This window comes from Pseudomonas sp. BIOMIG1BAC, from assembly GCF_001705995.2.
Taxonomy (GTDB): domain Bacteria; phylum Pseudomonadota; class Gammaproteobacteria; order Pseudomonadales; family Pseudomonadaceae; genus Aquipseudomonas; species Aquipseudomonas sessilinigenes.
The window spans coordinates 1,502,208-1,518,665 of sequence record NZ_CP049045.1 but is presented as its reverse complement, the minus strand read 5'-3'; the positions used below and the strand labels follow the sequence as shown (position 1 = coordinate 1,518,665).

Annotated in this window: 13 protein-coding genes; 10 read left to right on the top strand and 3 right to left on the bottom strand. The window is 63.9% G+C overall.

Going from position 1 to position 16,458, the window contains the following annotated elements; all coding sequences use genetic code 11:
* Positions 1-28 precede the first annotated feature (28 nt).
* The 3 genes from dapD to ATY02_RS06900 all read left to right on the top strand — a co-directional run bounded on the left by dapD (position 29) and on the right by ATY02_RS06900 (position 2,754).
* Positions 29-1,063 (top strand): 2,3,4,5-tetrahydropyridine-2,6-dicarboxylate N-succinyltransferase, encoded by a 1,035-nt coding sequence (gene dapD, locus ATY02_RS06910; RefSeq protein WP_068583804.1) that lies wholly within the window; start codon positions 29-31, stop codon positions 1,061-1,063.
* A gap of 81 nt (positions 1,064-1,144) precedes the next feature.
* Positions 1,145-2,350, top strand: a complete 1,206-nt coding sequence (locus tag ATY02_RS06905) for an aminotransferase class V-fold PLP-dependent enzyme (protein WP_068583801.1) — start codon at positions 1,145-1,147, stop codon at positions 2,348-2,350.
* The gene (locus ATY02_RS06900; RefSeq protein ID WP_068583799.1) at positions 2,347-2,754 is read left to right on the top strand and encodes a SufE family protein; all 408 of its coding nucleotides are present in this window, start codon (positions 2,347-2,349) and stop codon (positions 2,752-2,754) included. Before ATY02_RS06905 ends, ATY02_RS06900 begins: the two co-directional genes overlap by 4 nt.
* Before the next feature lie 138 nt (positions 2,755-2,892).
* Here the strand turns inward: ATY02_RS06900 and tcdA are convergent, their stop codons facing one another.
* The gene (gene tcdA, locus ATY02_RS06895; protein ID WP_068583815.1) at positions 2,893-3,702 is read right to left on the bottom strand and encodes a tRNA cyclic N6-threonylcarbamoyladenosine(37) synthase TcdA; all 810 of its coding nucleotides are present in this window, start codon (positions 3,700-3,702) and stop codon (positions 2,893-2,895) included.
* 219 nt (positions 3,703-3,921) lie between these two features.
* Here tcdA and ATY02_RS06890 point away from each other — a divergent pair, with 219 nt between their 5' ends.
* The 4 genes from ATY02_RS06890 to ATY02_RS06875 all read left to right on the top strand — a co-directional run bounded on the left by ATY02_RS06890 (position 3,922) and on the right by ATY02_RS06875 (position 9,132).
* A complete protein-coding gene (locus ATY02_RS06890) occupies positions 3,922-6,513 on the top strand; it encodes a glycosyltransferase (protein WP_068583796.1) in 2,592 nt (863 codons plus the stop codon).
* 195 nt (positions 6,514-6,708) lie between these two features.
* Complete coding sequence (gene dapE, locus ATY02_RS06885) at positions 6,709-7,860, top strand: succinyl-diaminopimelate desuccinylase (protein WP_068583793.1); 1,152 nt, start codon at positions 6,709-6,711, stop codon at positions 7,858-7,860.
* Complete coding sequence (locus tag ATY02_RS06880; protein WP_068583788.1) at positions 7,860-8,669, top strand: putative RNA methyltransferase; 810 nt, start codon at positions 7,860-7,862, stop codon at positions 8,667-8,669. The genes dapE and ATY02_RS06880 overlap by 1 nt, the downstream gene beginning before the upstream one ends.
* Before the next feature lie 85 nt (positions 8,670-8,754).
* On the top strand, positions 8,755-9,132 hold the full coding sequence (locus ATY02_RS06875; protein ID WP_068583779.1) for a hypothetical protein: 378 nt from the start codon (positions 8,755-8,757) through the stop codon (positions 9,130-9,132).
* 94 nt (positions 9,133-9,226) lie between these two features.
* Here the strand turns inward: ATY02_RS06875 and ATY02_RS06870 are convergent, their stop codons facing one another.
* Entirely contained in the window at positions 9,227-9,436 is a 210-nt protein-coding gene (locus tag ATY02_RS06870; protein WP_022642562.1) for a cold-shock protein, read from the bottom strand.
* Positions 9,437-9,683: 247 nt separating this feature from the next.
* Between ATY02_RS06870 and plsB the strand changes: the two genes are divergently transcribed.
* The 3 genes from plsB to ATY02_RS06855 are packed head-to-tail and all read left to right on the top strand — an operon-like array spanning position 9,684 to position 13,352.
* Positions 9,684-12,188, top strand: coding sequence for a glycerol-3-phosphate 1-O-acyltransferase PlsB (gene plsB / locus ATY02_RS06865; protein WP_068595522.1), 2,505 nt, complete (start codon positions 9,684-9,686; stop codon positions 12,186-12,188).
* 51 nt (positions 12,189-12,239) lie between these two features.
* Positions 12,240-12,638, top strand: coding sequence for a YbaY family lipoprotein (locus ATY02_RS06860; protein ID WP_068583757.1), 399 nt, complete (start codon positions 12,240-12,242; stop codon positions 12,636-12,638).
* Positions 12,639-12,662: 24 nt separating this feature from the next.
* Positions 12,663-13,352, top strand: a complete 690-nt coding sequence (locus tag ATY02_RS06855) for a DUF4197 domain-containing protein (protein WP_068583754.1) — start codon at positions 12,663-12,665, stop codon at positions 13,350-13,352.
* A gap of 49 nt (positions 13,353-13,401) precedes the next feature.
* Here the strand turns inward: ATY02_RS06855 and ATY02_RS06850 are convergent, their stop codons facing one another.
* Positions 13,402-16,458 (bottom strand): efflux RND transporter permease subunit, encoded by a 3,057-nt coding sequence (locus ATY02_RS06850; RefSeq protein WP_068583750.1) that lies wholly within the window; start codon positions 16,456-16,458, stop codon positions 13,402-13,404.

The following is a 16,458-nucleotide window of genomic DNA, read 5'->3' as shown; positions in this document are numbered from 1 at the left end:
CTCAATCAATTTCGCAAGAGGTAACTGCATGTCCACTACCCTGTTCAGCCTGGCATTTGGTGTCGGCACCCAGAACCGCCAAGGCGCTTGGCTGGAAGTGTTTTACGCAGCACCGCTGCTCAAGCCAGCCGCTGAAATCGTCGCCGCCGTAGCGCCGATCCTCGGCTACAGCGAAGGCAACCAGGCCATCACCTTCAGCACCACCCAGGCCGCGCAGATGGCCGACGCCCTCAAGGGTATCGACGCCGCCCAGGCCGCCCTGCTGACTCGCCTGGCCGAAAGCCACAAGCCCCTGGTCGCCACCCTGCTGGCCGAAGACGCCCAGCTGACCAGCACCCCCGAGGCCTACCTCAAGCTGCACCTGCTGTCCCATCGCCTGGTCAAGCCCCATGGCCTGAGCCTGGCCGGCGTGTTCCCGCTGCTGCCGAACGTCGCCTGGACCAGCCAGGGCGCCATCGATCTGGCCGAACTGGCCGAGCGCCAACTCGAAGCACGCCTGCGCGGCGAACTGCTGGAAGTGTTCTCGGTGGACAAGTTCCCGAAAATGACCGACTACGTCGTGCCAAGCGGCGTGCGTATCGCTGACAGCGCACGGATCCGCCTGGGAGCCTACATCGGCGAAGGCACCACAGTGATGCACGAAGGCTTCGTCAACTTCAACGCTGGCACCGAAGGCCCGGGCATGATCGAAGGCCGCGTATCGGCTGGCGTGTTCGTCGGCAAGGGGTCGGACCTGGGCGGCGGCTGCTCCACCATGGGCACCCTGTCGGGTGGCGGCAACATCGTGATCAAGGTCGGCGAAGGCTGCCTGATCGGCGCCAACGCCGGCATCGGCATCCCGCTGGGCGATCGCAACACCGTGGAATCGGGCCTGTACGTGACCGCCGGGACCAAGGTGGCGCTGCTGGACGAGAACAACCAGCTGGTCAAGGTCCTCAAGGCCCGGGAACTGGCCGGCCAGCCTGACCTGCTGTTCCGTCGCAACTCGGAAACCGGCGCGGTGGAGTGCAAGACCCACAAGTCGGCCATCGAGCTGAACGAAGCGCTGCACGCTCACAACTAAGCGAGCCCAGCACTCGGTTCCACCGGAACCCGCCGGGCGCTTATCATCAGCGCCCGGCCTGTTCGAACGAGTTTCGCCATCATGCTTTTACCCTCCCCCTGGCGCGCCGATTTCCCGGCCATCGCCGCCCTGCAACGCCAGGACCAGACCTACCTGGACAACGCCGCCACCACTCAGAAGCCCCAGGCCCTGCTGGACGCCCTGGCGCACTACTACGCCAATGGCGCGGCCAACGTGCATCGTGCCCAGCACCTGCCCGGCGCCCATGCCACCCAGGCCTTCGAAGACAGCCGCAGCAAGGTTGGGCAATGGCTGAATGTCGGTGACAGCGGGCAAGTGGTCTTCACCCACGGCGCGACTTCCGCGCTGAACCTCTTGGCCTATGGCCTGGAGCATCAATTCGAGGCTGGCGATGAGATCGTCGTCAGCGCCCTGGAACACCACGCCAACCTGCTGCCCTGGCAGCAACTGGCCCAACGCCGCGGGCTGAGCCTGGTGATCCTGCCTCTGGACGCCGATGGCCTGGTGGATATCGACGCCGCGAGCCGCCTGATCGGCCCGCGTACCCGATTGCTGGCGGTCAGCCAACTGTCCAACGTACTGGGAGCCTGGCAACCCTTGACCCCGCTGCTGGCCATGGCCAGGGCCCAGGGTGCGCTGACCGTGGTCGATGGCGCCCAGGGCGTGGTCCATGGCCGGCACGATGTGCAGGCCATGGGTTGCGACTTCTATGTGTTCTCCAGCCACAAGCTGTACGGCCCGGAAGGCGTCGGCGTGCTCTTCGGTCGTCATTCGGCGCTCAAGGGCCTGCGCCATTGGCAATTCGGTGGCGAGATGGTCCAGGACGCCGACTACCAGCACGCCAGGTTCCGCCCGGCGCCCCTGGGCTTCGAGGCAGGAACCCCAGCGATCGCCGGGGTCATCGGCCTCGGCGCCACCCTCGACTACCTCGGCGGCCTGGACCAGCAAGCCGTGGCCGAACATGAAGCAAAACTGCATGCCTACCTGCTGCACGGGCTGCAGGCGCGCAACGGCATCCGGCTGCTGGGCACGCCGCAGCTGGCGCTGATCAGCTTCGTGGTCGACGGCGTGCACAGCGCCGACCTGGCACACCTGCTGACCGAGCAGGGTATCGCCGTGCGGGCCGGCCATCACTGCGCCATGCCCTTGCTCAAGAGCCTTGGCTTGCATGGAGCGATCCGCGTGTCCCTGGCGCTGTACAACGATTCAGAAGACCTGGAGCGCTTCTTCGAAGCCCTGGACCAGGCCCTGGAGCTGCTGCGATGAGCCTGCCGGAAGAGGCCAGCACGGCGCTGCGGGTCTTCCAGGAAGCCGCGGGCTGGGAACAGCGGGCGCGCCTGTTGATGCAATGGGGCGAACGCCTGCCGGCCCTGGACGACAGCGCCAAGGTCGAAGCCAATCGGGTGCACGGTTGTGAAAGCCAGGTCTGGCTGGTGGCGACCCTGGATCAAGGCCGCTGGCAATTCGCCGCGGCCACCGATGCCCGGCTGATCCGTGGCCTGGTGGCGCTGTTGCTGGCGCGGGTCAACGGTTTGTCGGCGCAAGAGCTGCGCGAGGTGGACCTGGCGGACTGGTTCAACCAGCTGGGGCTGTCGCGCCAGCTCTCGCCATCGCGCGCCAACGGCCTGAATGCCGTGTTGCAACGGATGGGCGAACTGGCCAGCGTGTAACTCACCGCCGAGCCCGCGAGGCTGCGACAAGGCCCGAAGGACCCTCAGCGGATTCAAGACCCAGCGGCCGCTGCGCGCCCGTACACAGCCTGCGGCAGCTGTTACACGGGCCAGTCCGTGATGCCTATGGCCGCAAGGCTACACCGCCTTGTTGCGCTCGGACGGACGGCGCACGCCCGCTACCAGCTTGTCCACCGCCTTGGTCGCCGCGACCATGCCGAACGTCGCGGTCACCATCATCACCGCACCAAAACCACCGGCACAATCGAGCTTGACCCCATCCCCGACGAAGCTCTTCTGCAGGCAGATGCTGCCGTCCGGCTTGGGATAGCGCAGTTGCTCAGTGGAAAATACGCAAGGCACGCTGTAGTGCCGAGTCACGGTTCGCGAAAAACCATAATCGCGCCGCAACGTAGAGCGCACCTTGGAAGCCAGCGGATCGTTGAAAGTGCGGTTCAGGTCGCAGACCTGGATCAGGGTCGGGTCGATCTGCCCGCCGGCCCCACCCGTGGTGATGATCTGGATCTTGCGCCGCTTGCACCAGGCGATCAGCGCCGCCTTGGCGTTCACGCTGTCGATGCAGTCGATCACGCAATCGATATCTGGGGTGATGTACTCGGCCATGGTGTCACGGGTGACGAAATCCGAAACCGCATGCACCGTGCAATCCGGATTGATGCCTCGCAGGCGCTCGGCCATGACCTCGACCTTGGGCCGGCCCACGGTGCTGTCCAGGGCATGCAGTTGGCGGTTGCTGTTACTGACGCAGACATCGTCGAGGTCGAATAACGAGATTTCCCCTACCCCGCAACGGGCAATGGCTTCCGCCGCCCAGGAACCGACGCCGCCGACACCAACGATCGCCACATGGGCCGCCCGCAGCCGCTCCAGGCCCTCGATGCCATACAAACGAGCGACACCAGCAAACCGTGGATCTTCTGTACTCATGACCATCACCCAAAAAAACCGGCGCGCATTATAGGGCTTCGCCGCGACAAGTTTTAAGTCGCAAGCTACAAGTAAAGAACTTAAACCCAATTACGGTGCCCAAGGTCTCGCTGTCCCCTGTGCGCTGTACGCTCAGTTGAGGGCCAGTGTAGGATGCGCGCCGTTTTGGCGCCTGCCGCCCCTTCCCTCGTTCCACACTTCTTGGAACCCGAAATAGCTATGTCATCGCGTAAATTTGGACTCAACCTGGTGATAGTGCTGGCCATCGCCGCGCTGTTCACTGGTTTCTGGGCGTTGATCAACCGCCCAGTCTCGGCCCCCGACTGGCCGGAACAGATCTCCGGTTTCTCCTACTCGCCCTTCCAGCTGGGTCAGTTCCCACAAAAGGACCAGTACCCGTCCGACGATGAAATGCGTCGCGACCTGGAGATCATGAGCAAACTGACCGACAACATTCGTACCTACTCGGTGGACGGCAGCCTGGAGGACATTCCCCGGCTGGCGGAAGAGTTCGGTTTGCGGGTAACCCTGGGGATCTGGATCAGCCCGGACCTGGAGCGCAACGAACGCGAGATCATGCGTGCCATCGAGCTGGCCAATACCTCACGCAGTGTCGTGCGGGTGGTGGTGGGTAACGAGGCGATCTTCCGCAAGGAAATCACCGCCGACCAACTGTCCGTGGTCCTGGACCGGGTCCGCGCCGCGGTGAAGGTGCCCGTCACCACCTCCGAGCAGTGGCACGTCTGGGAAGAACATCCGGAACTGGCCCAGCACGTCGACCTGATCGCCGCGCACATCCTGCCTTACTGGGAGTTCATTCCAGTGAACAAGGCCGAGCAGTTCGTGCTCGACCGGGCTCGCGACCTGAAGAAAATGTTCCCGAAAAAACCGCTGCTGCTGTCCGAAGTGGGCTGGCCGAGCAACGGCCGGATGCGTGGAGGGGCTGACGCCAGCCCGGCGGACCAGGCGATCTACCTGCGGACCCTGGTCAACCAGCTCAACCGCCAGGGCTACAACTACTTCGTCATCGAAGCCTTCGACCAACCGTGGAAGGCCAGCGACGAAGGTTCGGTAGGCGCCTACTGGGGCGTGTTCAACGCCTCCCGCCAACAGAAATTCAACTTCGAGGGCCCGGTCGTTGCCATCCCGCAATGGCGGGTACTGGCCATCGGCTCGGTGGTCCTGGCGATGCTGTCCCTGGCAATCCTGCTGATCGACGGCTCGGCCCTGCGCCAGCGTGGCCGGACGTTCCTGACCTTCATCGCCTTCCTCTGCGGTTCGGTGCTGGTCTGGATCGGCTATGACTACAGCCAGCAATACAGCACCTGGTTCAGCCTGACCGTGGGCTTCCTCCTGGCCCTGGGCGCCCTGGGGGTGTTCATCGTCCTGCTCACCGAGGCTCACGAACTGGCCGAGGCCGTGTGGGTGCGCAAGCGCCGGCGCGAGTTCCTGCCGGTGGAAGGCGATTCCGGCTACCGGCCGAAAGTCTCGATCCACGTGCCCTGCTACAACGAGCCACCAGAGATGGTGAAGCAGACCCTGGATGCCCTGGCCAACCTCGATTACCCGGACTACGAAGTCCTGATCATCGACAACAACACCAAGGACCCGGCCGTCTGGGAACCGGTCCAGGCCTATTGCCAGACCCTGGGCCCGCGCTTTCGCTTCTTCCATGTCTCGCCCCTGGCCGGTTTCAAGGGCGGCGCGCTGAACTACCTGATCCCGCATACCGCCAAGGACGCCGAGGTGATCGCGGTCATCGACTCCGACTACTGCGTGGAGCGCAACTGGCTCAAGCACATGGTGCCGCACTTCGCCGATCCGAAGATCGCCATCGTGCAGTCGCCCCAGGATTACCGCGACCAGAACGAAAGCACCTTCAAGAAGCTCTGCTACGCCGAATACAAGGGCTTCTTCCATATCGGCATGGTCACCCGCAACGACCGGGACGCCATCATCCAGCACGGCACCATGACCATGACCCGGCGCTCGGTGCTCGAAGAGCTGGGCTGGGCCGACTGGTGCATCTGCGAGGACGCCGAGCTGGGCCTGCGGGTGTTCGAGAAGGGCCTGTCGGCCGCCTACCACCACGAAAGCTACGGCAAGGGCCTGATGCCCGACACCTTCATCGACTTCAAGAAGCAGCGTTTCCGCTGGGCCTATGGCGCGATCCAGATCATCAAGCGCCACACCGCCAGCCTGCTGCGCGGCAAGGACACCGAACTGACCCGTGGCCAGCGCTACCACTTCCTGGCGGGCTGGCTGCCGTGGGTGGCCGATGGCATGAACATCTTCTTCACCATCGGCGCACTGTTGTGGTCGGCGGCGATGATCATCGTGCCCAAGCAGGTGGACCCGCCGCTGCTGATCTTCGCCATCCCGCCCCTGGCGCTGTTCGTGTTCAAGGTCGGCAAGATCATCTTCCTCTACCGCCGTGCGGTAGGCGTGAACCTCAAGGATGCCTTCTGCGCGGCCCTGGCCGGCCTGGCCCTGTCCCATACCATCGCCAAGGCAGTGCTGTACGGTTTCTTCACCAGCAGCATCCCGTTCTTCCGCACGCCGAAGAACGCCAACAGCCATGGTTTCTGGGTGGCGATTTCCGAGGCTCGGGAAGAGCTGTTCATCATGCTGCTGCTGTGGGGCGCGGCGTTGGGGATCTTCCTGGTCCAGGGCCTGCCGAGCAACGACATGCGCTTCTGGGTGACCATGCTCCTGGTGCAGTCGCTGCCCTACGTGGCGGCACTGGTCATGGCCTTCCTGTCGTCGCTGCCCAAGCCGGCGCCGGAGCCTGAACCGGCCCCTGCGGCCTGAATCGACGCAAAGCACTAAACGGCGGCCTGAGGCCGCCGTTTTGCTTTAAGATATCCGCCATTTTGCGCGCCTTGCCCCCATTACAGTAGGAGCCAGGCTTACCCGCGATGAAACCTTTGCGGCGCCTTGGGCAAACCGCTTCGCGACCATCGCGGGCCAGCCTCGCTCCTACCTATAACGTCTCCGGAGTTTCCCATGACGGCCCATGCCGAGCTTTCGCCGACCCTGCAACTTGCCTGTGACCTGATCCGTCGCCCTTCGGTGACCCCGGTCGATGCCGACTGCCAGAAACTGATGATGCAGCGCCTGGGTGATGCCGGTTTCCAGCTGGAACCGATGCGCATCGAGGACGTGGACAACTTCTGGGCCACCCATGGCAAGCACGAGGGCCCGGTGCTGTGCTTCGCCGGCCACACCGACGTGGTGCCCACCGGCCCGGTCCAGGCCTGGCAGAACGATCCGTTCGAGGCCCTGATCGACGAACACGGCATGCTCTGCGGCCGTGGCGCGGCGGACATGAAAGGCAGCCTGGCGGCGATGCTGGTGGCCGCCGAGCGCTTCGTCGGCGATTACCCGGACCACAAGGGTTCGGTGGCGTTCCTGATCACCAGCGATGAAGAGGGCCCGGCGCACCATGGCACCAAGGCCGTGGTCGAACGCCTGGCGGCACGCAAGGAGCGCCTGGACTGGTGCATCGTCGGCGAGCCGTCGAGCACCAGCCTGGTGGGCGATGTTGTCAAGAACGGCCGTCGCGGCTCCCTGGGCGCCAAGCTCACGGTCCGCGGGGTCCAGGGCCACGTGGCCTATCCGCACCTGGCCAAGAACCCGATCCACCTGGCCGCCGCGGCCCTGGCGGAACTGGCGGCCGAGCACTGGGACGACGGCAACGCCTTCTTCCCGCCCACCAGCTTCCAGATCTCCAACCTCAACTCCGGCACCGGCGCCACCAACGTGATCCCCGGTGAACTGGTGGCCCTGTTCAACTTCCGCTTCTCCACCGAGTCCACCGTCGAAGGCCTGCAGCAGCGGGTCGCGGCGATCCTCGACAAGCACGGGCTGGATTGGCATGTGGAGTGGGCGCTGTCCGGCCTGCCGTTCCTCACCGAGCCCGGCGCCCTGCTGGACGCGGTATCGGCCAGTATCAAGCAGGTCACCGGCCGCCAGACCAAGGCCTCCACCAGCGGCGGTACATCCGATGGCCGCTTCATCGCCACCCTGGGCACCCAGGTCGTGGAGCTGGGGCCGGTCAACGCCACCATTCACCAGGTCAACGAGCGGATCCTGGCCAGCGACCTCGACGTGCTGACCGAGATCTACTACCAGACCCTGGTCCGGTTGCTCGCCTGATGCTTGCCTGTCCTCTTTGCAGCGCACCGCTGAACACCCAAGATAACGGCGTGGTGTGCCCGGCCGGGCATCGCTTCGACCGTGCCCGCCAGGGCTACCTGAACCTGCTGCCGGTGCAGCACAAGAACAGCCGCGACCCGGGCGACAACCAGGCCATGGTCGAGGCCCGCCGCGACTTCCTCAACGCCGGGCACTACGCTCCGGTGGCCGCGCGCCTGGCCGAGCTGGCTGCCGAACGGGCACCACAGCGCTGGGTCGACATCGGCTGTGGCGAGGGTTACTACACCGCGCAGCTGGCCCAGGCCCTGCCCGACGCCGATGGCTACGCCCTGGATATCTCCCGGGAGGCGGTCAAGCGCGCCTGTCGCCGGGCGCCGCAACTGACGTGGATGGTCGCCAGCATGGCGCGCATTCCCCTGGCCGACGCCAGCTGTCAGTTCCTGGCCAGCGTCTTCAGTCCCCTGGACTGGCAGGAAGCCAAGCGCCTCTTGAGCCCTGGTGGCGGCCTGATGAAGGTCGGGCCAACCAGCGGCCACCTGATGGAACTGCGCGAACGCCTGTACGACGAAGTCCGTGAATACACTGACGACAAGCACCTGGCCCTGGTGCCACAGGGCATGGCCTTGGCCCATAGCGAGGTTCTGGAGTTCAAGCTAAGCCTGGAACGGCCGGAAGATCGCGCCAACCTGCTGGCGATGACGCCCCATGGCTGGCGCGCCAGTGCCGAACGCCGGGCCGCGGTGATCGAACAGCCGCAGCCTTTCGAGGTCAGCGTATCGATGCGCTACGATTACTTCGTGTTGCAATAACCCTATTTGAACCCAAGGCCTCGGGCATGGACCCGGGGTCGAATGAATCCGCGAATGGATTTTCAGACCGGCAATGAGGACATCCATGCGCCAGCCCGATATCGAGATTTACCTGAAAGACGCCGACGTCGACTACAAGGCCATCGCCGCCTGGCTCGGCACCGTGCTTGGCCCCTGCAGCGCCTGGGTCCAGAAAGGCCAGACCTACAAATGCACCGCTGGCGAGGTTCCGGTGACGTGGTTGCCCAAGGCCGTGGGCAAATGGAACAGCCTGTACCTGGAAAGCGACCAGACACCCTGGGATGACGACATCGCTTGCGCTCGCGCCGCCTTTGCCGCACTCAACGTCGAAGTGCGCTGTGCGCCGGGCAGTTGGGTCGAGGAAGAAGGTGAGGAGTCCGCCGATCGCTGGATTCGCATCAGCGCCGATGGAGAGGAAGAGATTACCTGGCGCACCGCCTGATTGCGCTTAGGCCTGATTCCAATTTCGGTAGGAGCGAGGCTTGCCCGCGATAGCGTTTATCGCGAGCACGCCTCGCTCCTACAGGGCATAGCCCTTACAGGCCGACGACGTCTTCGGCTTGCAGACCTTTCTGACCTTCCACCACAGCGTATTCCACCTGCTGGCCTTCAGTCAGCGAGCGGTGGCCTTCACCGCGAATCGCTCGGTAGTGGACGAACACGTCCGCGCCACCTTCACGTTGGATAAAGCCGTAGCCCTTGGCGTCGTTGAACCACTTCACGCTGCCAGTCTCACGAGTAGTCATGAATCCATCCCTCAATTTTTTATTATTGGATTGGCGCTATGCCGCCAAACCTGGAGAACTTTCCCTTGGAGTGCTTCTCTATGAGTGCAAGCGTCAAGACCGCGGGAGAGTTGGCCGAGTATATGACAGGCGCAAAAACTCTCAACTCAATCTTGTTTAGCGGCGTTTTTGCCGATTTTCGACGAATCCGGCACACTACTCTCCCCGAGCGCTTGCTCGGTTTTCTATTCACTCACGCAGAAACCGTATGACCCGCTCCCCGATCCGCCGTCTCGTGTTTGGCACCCTGCGCCGCCTGCTGTACCTCTGGGTGCGCTCGGAAACCATCAATCAGTCGTCCTTCACCCTTGACCTGGATCGCAGCCGGCCGGTGTTCTACGTCCTGCAAAACCCATCCCTGAGCGACCTTGCGGTGGTGGATACCGAATGCACCAAGGCCGGGTTGCCCCGCCCAGTGCTGCCCGTGTCGGTGGGCACTCTGCTGGAGCCTGCGGCCTTCTTCTACCTGACCCCGGAGCCGGACTGGCTCGGCCGCCAGGACAAGCGCGGAGCCCCGCCCACCCTGACCCGCCTGGTCAGTGCCCTGACCCAGAATGCCGCCGAAGACGCTCAGATCATTCCGGTCAGCGTGTTCTGGGGCCAGTCCCCGGACAGCGAATCGAGCCCCTGGAAACTGCTGTTCGCCGACAGCTGGGCCGTCACCGGGCGCCTGCGTCGCCTGCTGAGCATCATGATCCTGGGGCGCAAGACCCGGGTGCAGTTCTCGGCACCAATCAATCTGCGGGAGCTGATCGAGCACAACAAGGGTCACGAGCGCACCGTACGCATGGCCCAGCGCATCCTGCGGGTACACTTTCGCAACCTCAAGGCCGCGGTCATCGGCCCGGATATTTCCCACCGGCGCAACCTGGTCAAGGGCCTGCTCAACCAGCCCCTGGTGAAGCAGGCGATCCAGGATGAGGCCGAACGCGAAAAGATTTCCCCGGAAAAGGCCAAGGCCCAGGCCCTGCGCTATGGCAACGAGATCGCCTCGGACTACACCTACACCGCGATCCGCTTCCTGGAAGTGGTGTTGAGCTGGTTCTGGAACAAGATCTACGACGGGATCAAGGTCAACCACCTCGAAGGCGTGCAGAAGATCGCCCAGGGCCACGAAGTGATCTACGTGCCCTGCCATCGCAGCCATATCGATTACCTGTTGCTGTCCTACCTGTTGTTCCGCAATGGCCTGACACCTCCCCACATCGCCGCCGGCATCAACCTCAACATGCCGGTGATCGGTGGTTTGTTGCGGCGCGGCGGTGCGTTCTTCATGCGCCGCACGTTCAAGGGCAACCCGCTCTATACCTCGGTGTTCAACGAGTACCTGCACACCCTGTTCACCAAGGGTTTCCCGGTGGAGTACTTCGTCGAGGGCGGCCGCTCGCGTACCGGGCGCATGCTGCAACCCAAGACCGGGATGCTGGCCATCACCCTGCGCAGTTTCCTGCGTTCCTCGCGCATGCCCATCGTCTTCGTGCCGGTGTACATCGGCTACGAGCGCGTGCTGGAAGGACGGACCTACCTGGGCGAACTGCGCGGTGCCAGCAAGAAGAAGGAGTCGATCTTCGACATCTTCAAGGTCATTGGCGCGCTCAAGCAGCGTTTCGGCCAAGTGGCGGTGAACTTCGGCGAACCGATCAAGCTGGCAGAGTTCCTCGACCAGGAACAACCGGGCTGGCGCGCGCAGGAACTGGGCCCGCAATACCGCCCGGCCTGGCTCAACGAAACCACCAATCGCCTGGGCGAACGGGTAGCGCAGCACCTTAACGAAGCCGCCGCGATCAACCCGGTGAACCTGGTGGCCCTGGCTCTGCTCTCCACCAGCCGCCTGGCCCTGGACGACCGTGCCATGGCCCGGGTCCTGGACCTGTACCTGGCCCTGCTGCGGCGCGTGCCCTACTCGCCCCACACCACACTGCCCGAAGGTGATGGCCGGGCGCTGATCCAGCATGTGAAAGACATGCAGTTGCTGGCCGAGCAGAGCGACGCCCTGGGCAAGATCCTCTATCTGGACGAGCAGAACGCCGTCCTGATGACCTACTACCGCAACAACGTGCTGCACATCTTCGCCCTGCCGGCCTTGCTGGCGAGTTTCTTCCAGAGCTCCTCGCGCATGAGCCGCGAGCAGATCCTGCGCTACACCCGGGCCCTGTATCCCTACCTGCAGGCCGAGCTGTTCATCCGCTGGCCCCTGGAGGAACTGGACGCGGTGGTGGACCAGTGGCTGGAAGCCTTCGTCGAACAAGGCCTGCTGCGCTTCGAGAAAGAGATGTACCAGCGCCCGGCGCCCAGCTCGCGACACTTCGTCCTGCTGACCCTGTTGTCCAAGAGCATCGCCCAGACCCTACAGCGCTTCTACATGGCCATTTCGCTGTTGCTCAACAGCGGCCAGAACAGCATCAGCGCCGAAGAACTCGAAGACCTGTGTACCGTCATGGCCCAGCGCCTGTCGATCCTGCATGGGTTGAACGCTCCGGAGTTCTTCGACAAGAGCCTGTTCCGCCATTTCATCCAAACCCTGCTGGACCAGGATGTGCTGCGGCGCGACGACGCCGGCAAGCTGAGCTACCACGACTTGCTGGGAGAACTGGCCGAAGGGGCCGCCAAGCGCGTATTGCCCGCGGAGATTCGCCTGTCGATCCGCCAGGTCGCCCTGCACCGCAGCGAAGATGCTGCCGAGCAGGACGCAGCCGAGGCCCAGCCTGACTAGATACTGATCCGCGCCGCCTGATCGGCGGCGCCTTCAAGAGGGAGAACCGCAATGAAAAGACTCATCCTGCTGGCCACTGCCGCACTGCTGGGAGCCTGTCAGTCCACATCGCCAGCGGCCAAGGCCAGCCTCGACGGTGAGGTGTTCTACCTGCAACGGATCGCCCTGCCGCCTGCCGCCACGCTCAGCGTGACCCTGCAGGACGTCTCCCTGGCCGATGCGCCAGCACGGGTACTGGCCGAGCAACGAGGGCCGGTCAAGGGCCAGGTACCACTGCCCTTCCATCTCGACTACGATCCGGCCCAGGTCAAGCCTGGCCATACCTATTCGATCAGCGCGCGCATCGAGGTCGATGGCCAGTTGATCTTCATCACCACCGAACACAACGGGGTCAAACTCGATGGCAGCGATGCGCAGCCATTGAAACTCCGTGTCGACGCTGTCCGTTAATCCTCACCGCACAAGGAAGCCGCCATGCTCCGTACCTCGCTCCGTTTCACCAGCCTGTGCGCTGGCCTGATGATCTCCGCCAGTGCCCTGGCCCTGTCCCTGAGCGACCTGTCCCAGGGTGACGCCAACGGCGGCCTCAAGGATGCCCTGACCCAGGGCGCGCAGATCGCCGTCAAGCAGCTGGGCACCCCCGGCGGCTTCAGCAACAACCCCGATGTACGCATCGAGTTGCCGGGCAACCTCGGCAAAGTGGCAAAAAAGATGAAGCAGTTCGGCATGGGCGAACAGGTCGAGCAGTTGGAAACCAGTATGAACAAGGCCGCTGAAGCCGCGGTGCCGCAGGCCCAGGCCCTGTTGGTGGATGCAGTGAAGAAAATGACCGTGGCCGATGCCAAGGGCATCCTCGCCGGCGGCAAGGATTCCGCCACCCAGTACCTGGACAAGAGCAGCCGCGAGCAGATCCGCGCCAAGTTCCTGCCCATCGTCAAGCAGGCCACCGACCAGGTCGGCCTGGCCAAGCAGTACAACTCCTTCGCGGGCCAGGCTGCAACCCTGGGCGTGCTGGACGCCAAGAACGCCAATATCGAAGGTTATGTCACCGAGCAGGCGCTCAATGGCCTGTTCGAGATGATCGGCAAGCAGGAAGAAACCATTCGCCAGAACCCGGCCGCCGCAGCCACCAGCCTGGCCAAGAAAGTCTTCGGCAGCCTGTAACCCCCGCGTCACCCACAGGAGCCGGACTGCCGGCTCCTGTTACTCGCTCTCACGTCTTCTTGACCCTGAACCATGCCGCATACAGTGCCGGCAGGAACAGCAAGGTCAGCACCGTAGCAACGATCAGCCCTCCCATGATGGCCACCGCCATCGGCCCGAAGAACACGCTGCGCGACAGCGGGATCATCGCCAGCACCGCCGCCAGGGCAGTCAGCACGATAGGCCGGAAACGCCGTACCGTCGCCTCGATGATCGCATCCCAGGGCTTCTGCCCGGCCTTGATGTCCTGTTCGATCTGATCCACCAGGATCACCGAGTTGCGCATGATCATCCCCGACAAGGCGATGGTGCCCAGCATCGCCACGAAGCCGAAGGGCTGGCGGAACACCAATAGGAACAGCGTCACGCCAATCAGGCCCAACGGCGCGGTGAGGAACACCATGGCCGTGCGCGAGAAACTGCGCAGCTGGACCATCAGCAAGGTCAGCACCACCACGATGAACAGCGGTACGCCGGCTTTCACCGAGTTCTGGCCGCGAGTCGAATCCTCCACGGTTCCGCCGACCTCCAGCAGGTAGCCATCCGGCAGTTCGGCACGGACCGGTTCCAGGGTCGGCAGGATCTGCTGGACCAGGGTCGCCGGTTGCTCCTTGCCATAGATATCGGCCCGCACGGTCACGGTGGGCAGCCGATTACGGTGCCAGATCACCCCTTCTTCAAAGCCATATTCCAGGGTCGCTACCTGGGACAGCGACACGCTCTGGCCATTGTCGGTGGGTATCGCCAGGCTCGGCAGCAACGACAGCTCGGTACGCTCCTCGCGGGTTCCACGCAGGAGAATCTCGATCAGCTCGTTATCCTCGCGATACTGGCTGACGGTCGAGCCGATCAACGAGCTCTGGAGGAACTTGGACAAGTTGGCGGTGCTCACGCCAAGGGCCCGGGCCCGGTCCTGATCGACGTTCAGGTAGACCACCTTGCTCGGCTCTTCCCAGTCCAGGTGAACGTTGACCACATGGGGATTGTCCCGCACCTTCGTCGCCACCTTGCGGGCCAGGGCTCGGACTTCCTCGATGTGCTCGCCGGTCACCCGGAACTGCACCGGATAGCCGACCGGTGGACCGTTCTCCAGGCGCGTGACCCGTGAACGCAAGGCCGGGAACTGTTCGTTGAGGGTGTCGATCAACCAGCTGCGCAGGCTCTCGCGGTCTTCGATGCTCTTGGCCAGGACCACGAACTGGGCAAAGCTGGTGGCCGGCAACTGCTGGTCCAGCGGCAGGTAGAAGCGCGGTGAACCAGTACCGACGTAAGCCACGTAGTTATCGATGCCCGAATGCTCCTTGAGCATCGCCTCCAGGCGCTTGACCTCATCGGCGGTGTTGCTCAGCGAAGCCCCTTCCGCGAGCTTCAGGTCGACCATCAATTCAAGGCGGCCCGAGGCCGGGAAGAACTGCTGCGGGACGAAGCGGAACAACAGCACCGAGCCGACGAATGCCAGGATGGTCAGGACGATCACCGTCTTGCGCCGCTCCACGCACCAGCCCACCACCCGACGTACGCGCTGGTAGAACGGCGTACCGTGGGGATTGGACTCGGCGCCATGCTTGGCCGCATGGAGCTTGGCCAAGTCCGGCAGCAGCTTCTCGCCCAGGTAGGGCACGAACACCACCGCGGCGATCCACGAGGTCACCAGGGCGATGGTCACCACCTGGAAGATCGAACGGGTGTACTCGCCCGTGCCCGACTGGGCCGTGGCGATCGGCAAGAAGCCCGCCGCGGTGATCAGGGTGCCGGTCAGCATCGGGAACGCGGTGCTGGTCCAGGCATAGCTGGCGGCCTTGATCCGGTCGAACCCCTGCTCCATCTTGATCGCCATCATCTCCACCGCGATGATCGCGTCGTCCACCAGCAGCCCCAGGGCCAGGACCAGGGCACCGAGGGAAATCTTGTGCAGGCCGATGCCCAGGTAATACATGGTGGCGAAAGTCATCGCCAGTACCAGGGGAATGGCCAGGGCCACCACCATCCCGGTGCGGATGCCCAGGGAGAAGAAACTCACCAGCAGTACGATGATCAGCGCCTCGGCCAGTACCCGGACGAACTCGCCGACCCCAGTCTTCACCGCCGCCGGCTGGTCGGAGACCTTGCGCAGCTCCATGCCCGCCGGCAGGGTTTTCTGCAGCCGCGCGAACTCGCCCTCCAGGGCCTTGCCCAGAACCAGGATGTCACCGCCTTCCTTCATGGCCACGGCCAGGCCGATAGCGTCCTCCCCCATGAAACGCATGCGCGGCGCGGGCGGGTCGTTGAAACCTCGGCGAACGTCGGCGACATCGCCGATGCGGAAAGTCCGCCCGGCGACCCGGATCGGGAAATTGCGAATCTGTTCCACCGTCTGGAAGTTGCCGGAAACCCGCAGTTGCACCCGCTCGCTGGGCGTCTCGAAGAACCCGGCGGTGGATACCGCGTTCTGCTCTTCCAGGGCTTGCTGCACCGCTGCCAGGGGCAGGCCCAGGGTCGCCAGCTTGACGTTGGACAACTCGATCCAGATCTTCTCGTCCTGCAGGCCGAGCAGTTCCACCTTGCCCACGTCCTTGACCCGTTGCAGCTGGATCTGGATGCGGTCGGCGTAGTCCTTGAGTACGGCGTAGTCAAAGCCCTTGCCTGTCAGGGCGTAGATATTGCCGAAGGTGGTGCCGAACTCATCGTTGAAGAACGGGCCCTGGATCCCGGGTGGCAAGGTGTAGCGAATATCGCTGATCTTCTTGCGCACCTGATACCAGAGCTCGGGGATCTGGTTGGAATGCATCGAGTCGCGGGCGATGAACGTCACCTGGGACTCCCCGGGCCGAGAGAACGACACGATGCGGTCGTACTCGCCGGTCTCCATGAGTTTTTTCTCGATGCGCTCGGTGACCTGGCGCGAGACTTCCTGGGCCGTGGCCCCCGGCCAACTGGTACGAATCACCATGGCCTTGAAGGTGAAGGGCGGGTCTTCGCTCTGGCCCAGCTTGGTATAGGACAGTGCCCCGACAATGGCCAGCAGCAACATCAGGAACAGCACGATCTGGCGATTGCGCAACGCCCAGGCGGAAAGGTTGAAACCCAT

Bases quoted from the DNA above. Each gene is read 5' to 3' on its own strand.
- dapD (WP_068583804.1), top strand. From the start codon at position 29: ATGTCCACTACCCTGTTCAGCCTGGCATTTGGTGTCGGCACCCAGAAC.
- ATY02_RS06905 (WP_068583801.1), top strand. From the start codon at position 1,145: ATGCTTTTACCCTCCCCCTGGCGCGCCGATTTCCCGGCCATCGCCGCC.
- ATY02_RS06900 (WP_068583799.1), top strand. From the start codon at position 2,347: ATGAGCCTGCCGGAAGAGGCCAGCACGGCGCTGCGGGTCTTCCAGGAA.
- tcdA (WP_068583815.1), bottom strand. From the start codon at position 3,702: ATGAGTACAGAAGATCCACGGTTTGCTGGTGTCGCTCGTTTGTATGGC.
- ATY02_RS06890 (WP_068583796.1), top strand. From the start codon at position 3,922: ATGTCATCGCGTAAATTTGGACTCAACCTGGTGATAGTGCTGGCCATC.
- dapE (WP_068583793.1), top strand. From the start codon at position 6,709: ATGACGGCCCATGCCGAGCTTTCGCCGACCCTGCAACTTGCCTGTGAC.
- ATY02_RS06880 (WP_068583788.1), top strand. From the start codon at position 7,860: ATGCTTGCCTGTCCTCTTTGCAGCGCACCGCTGAACACCCAAGATAAC.
- ATY02_RS06875 (WP_068583779.1), top strand. From the start codon at position 8,755: ATGCGCCAGCCCGATATCGAGATTTACCTGAAAGACGCCGACGTCGAC.
- ATY02_RS06870 (WP_022642562.1), bottom strand. From the start codon at position 9,436: ATGACTACTCGTGAGACTGGCAGCGTGAAGTGGTTCAACGACGCCAAG.
- plsB (WP_068595522.1), top strand. From the start codon at position 9,684: ATGACCCGCTCCCCGATCCGCCGTCTCGTGTTTGGCACCCTGCGCCGC.
- ATY02_RS06860 (WP_068583757.1), top strand. From the start codon at position 12,240: ATGAAAAGACTCATCCTGCTGGCCACTGCCGCACTGCTGGGAGCCTGT.
- ATY02_RS06855 (WP_068583754.1), top strand. From the start codon at position 12,663: ATGCTCCGTACCTCGCTCCGTTTCACCAGCCTGTGCGCTGGCCTGATG.
- ATY02_RS06850 (WP_068583750.1), bottom strand. From the start codon at position 16,458: ATGGGTTTCAACCTTTCCGCCTGGGCGTTGCGCAATCGCCAGATCGTG.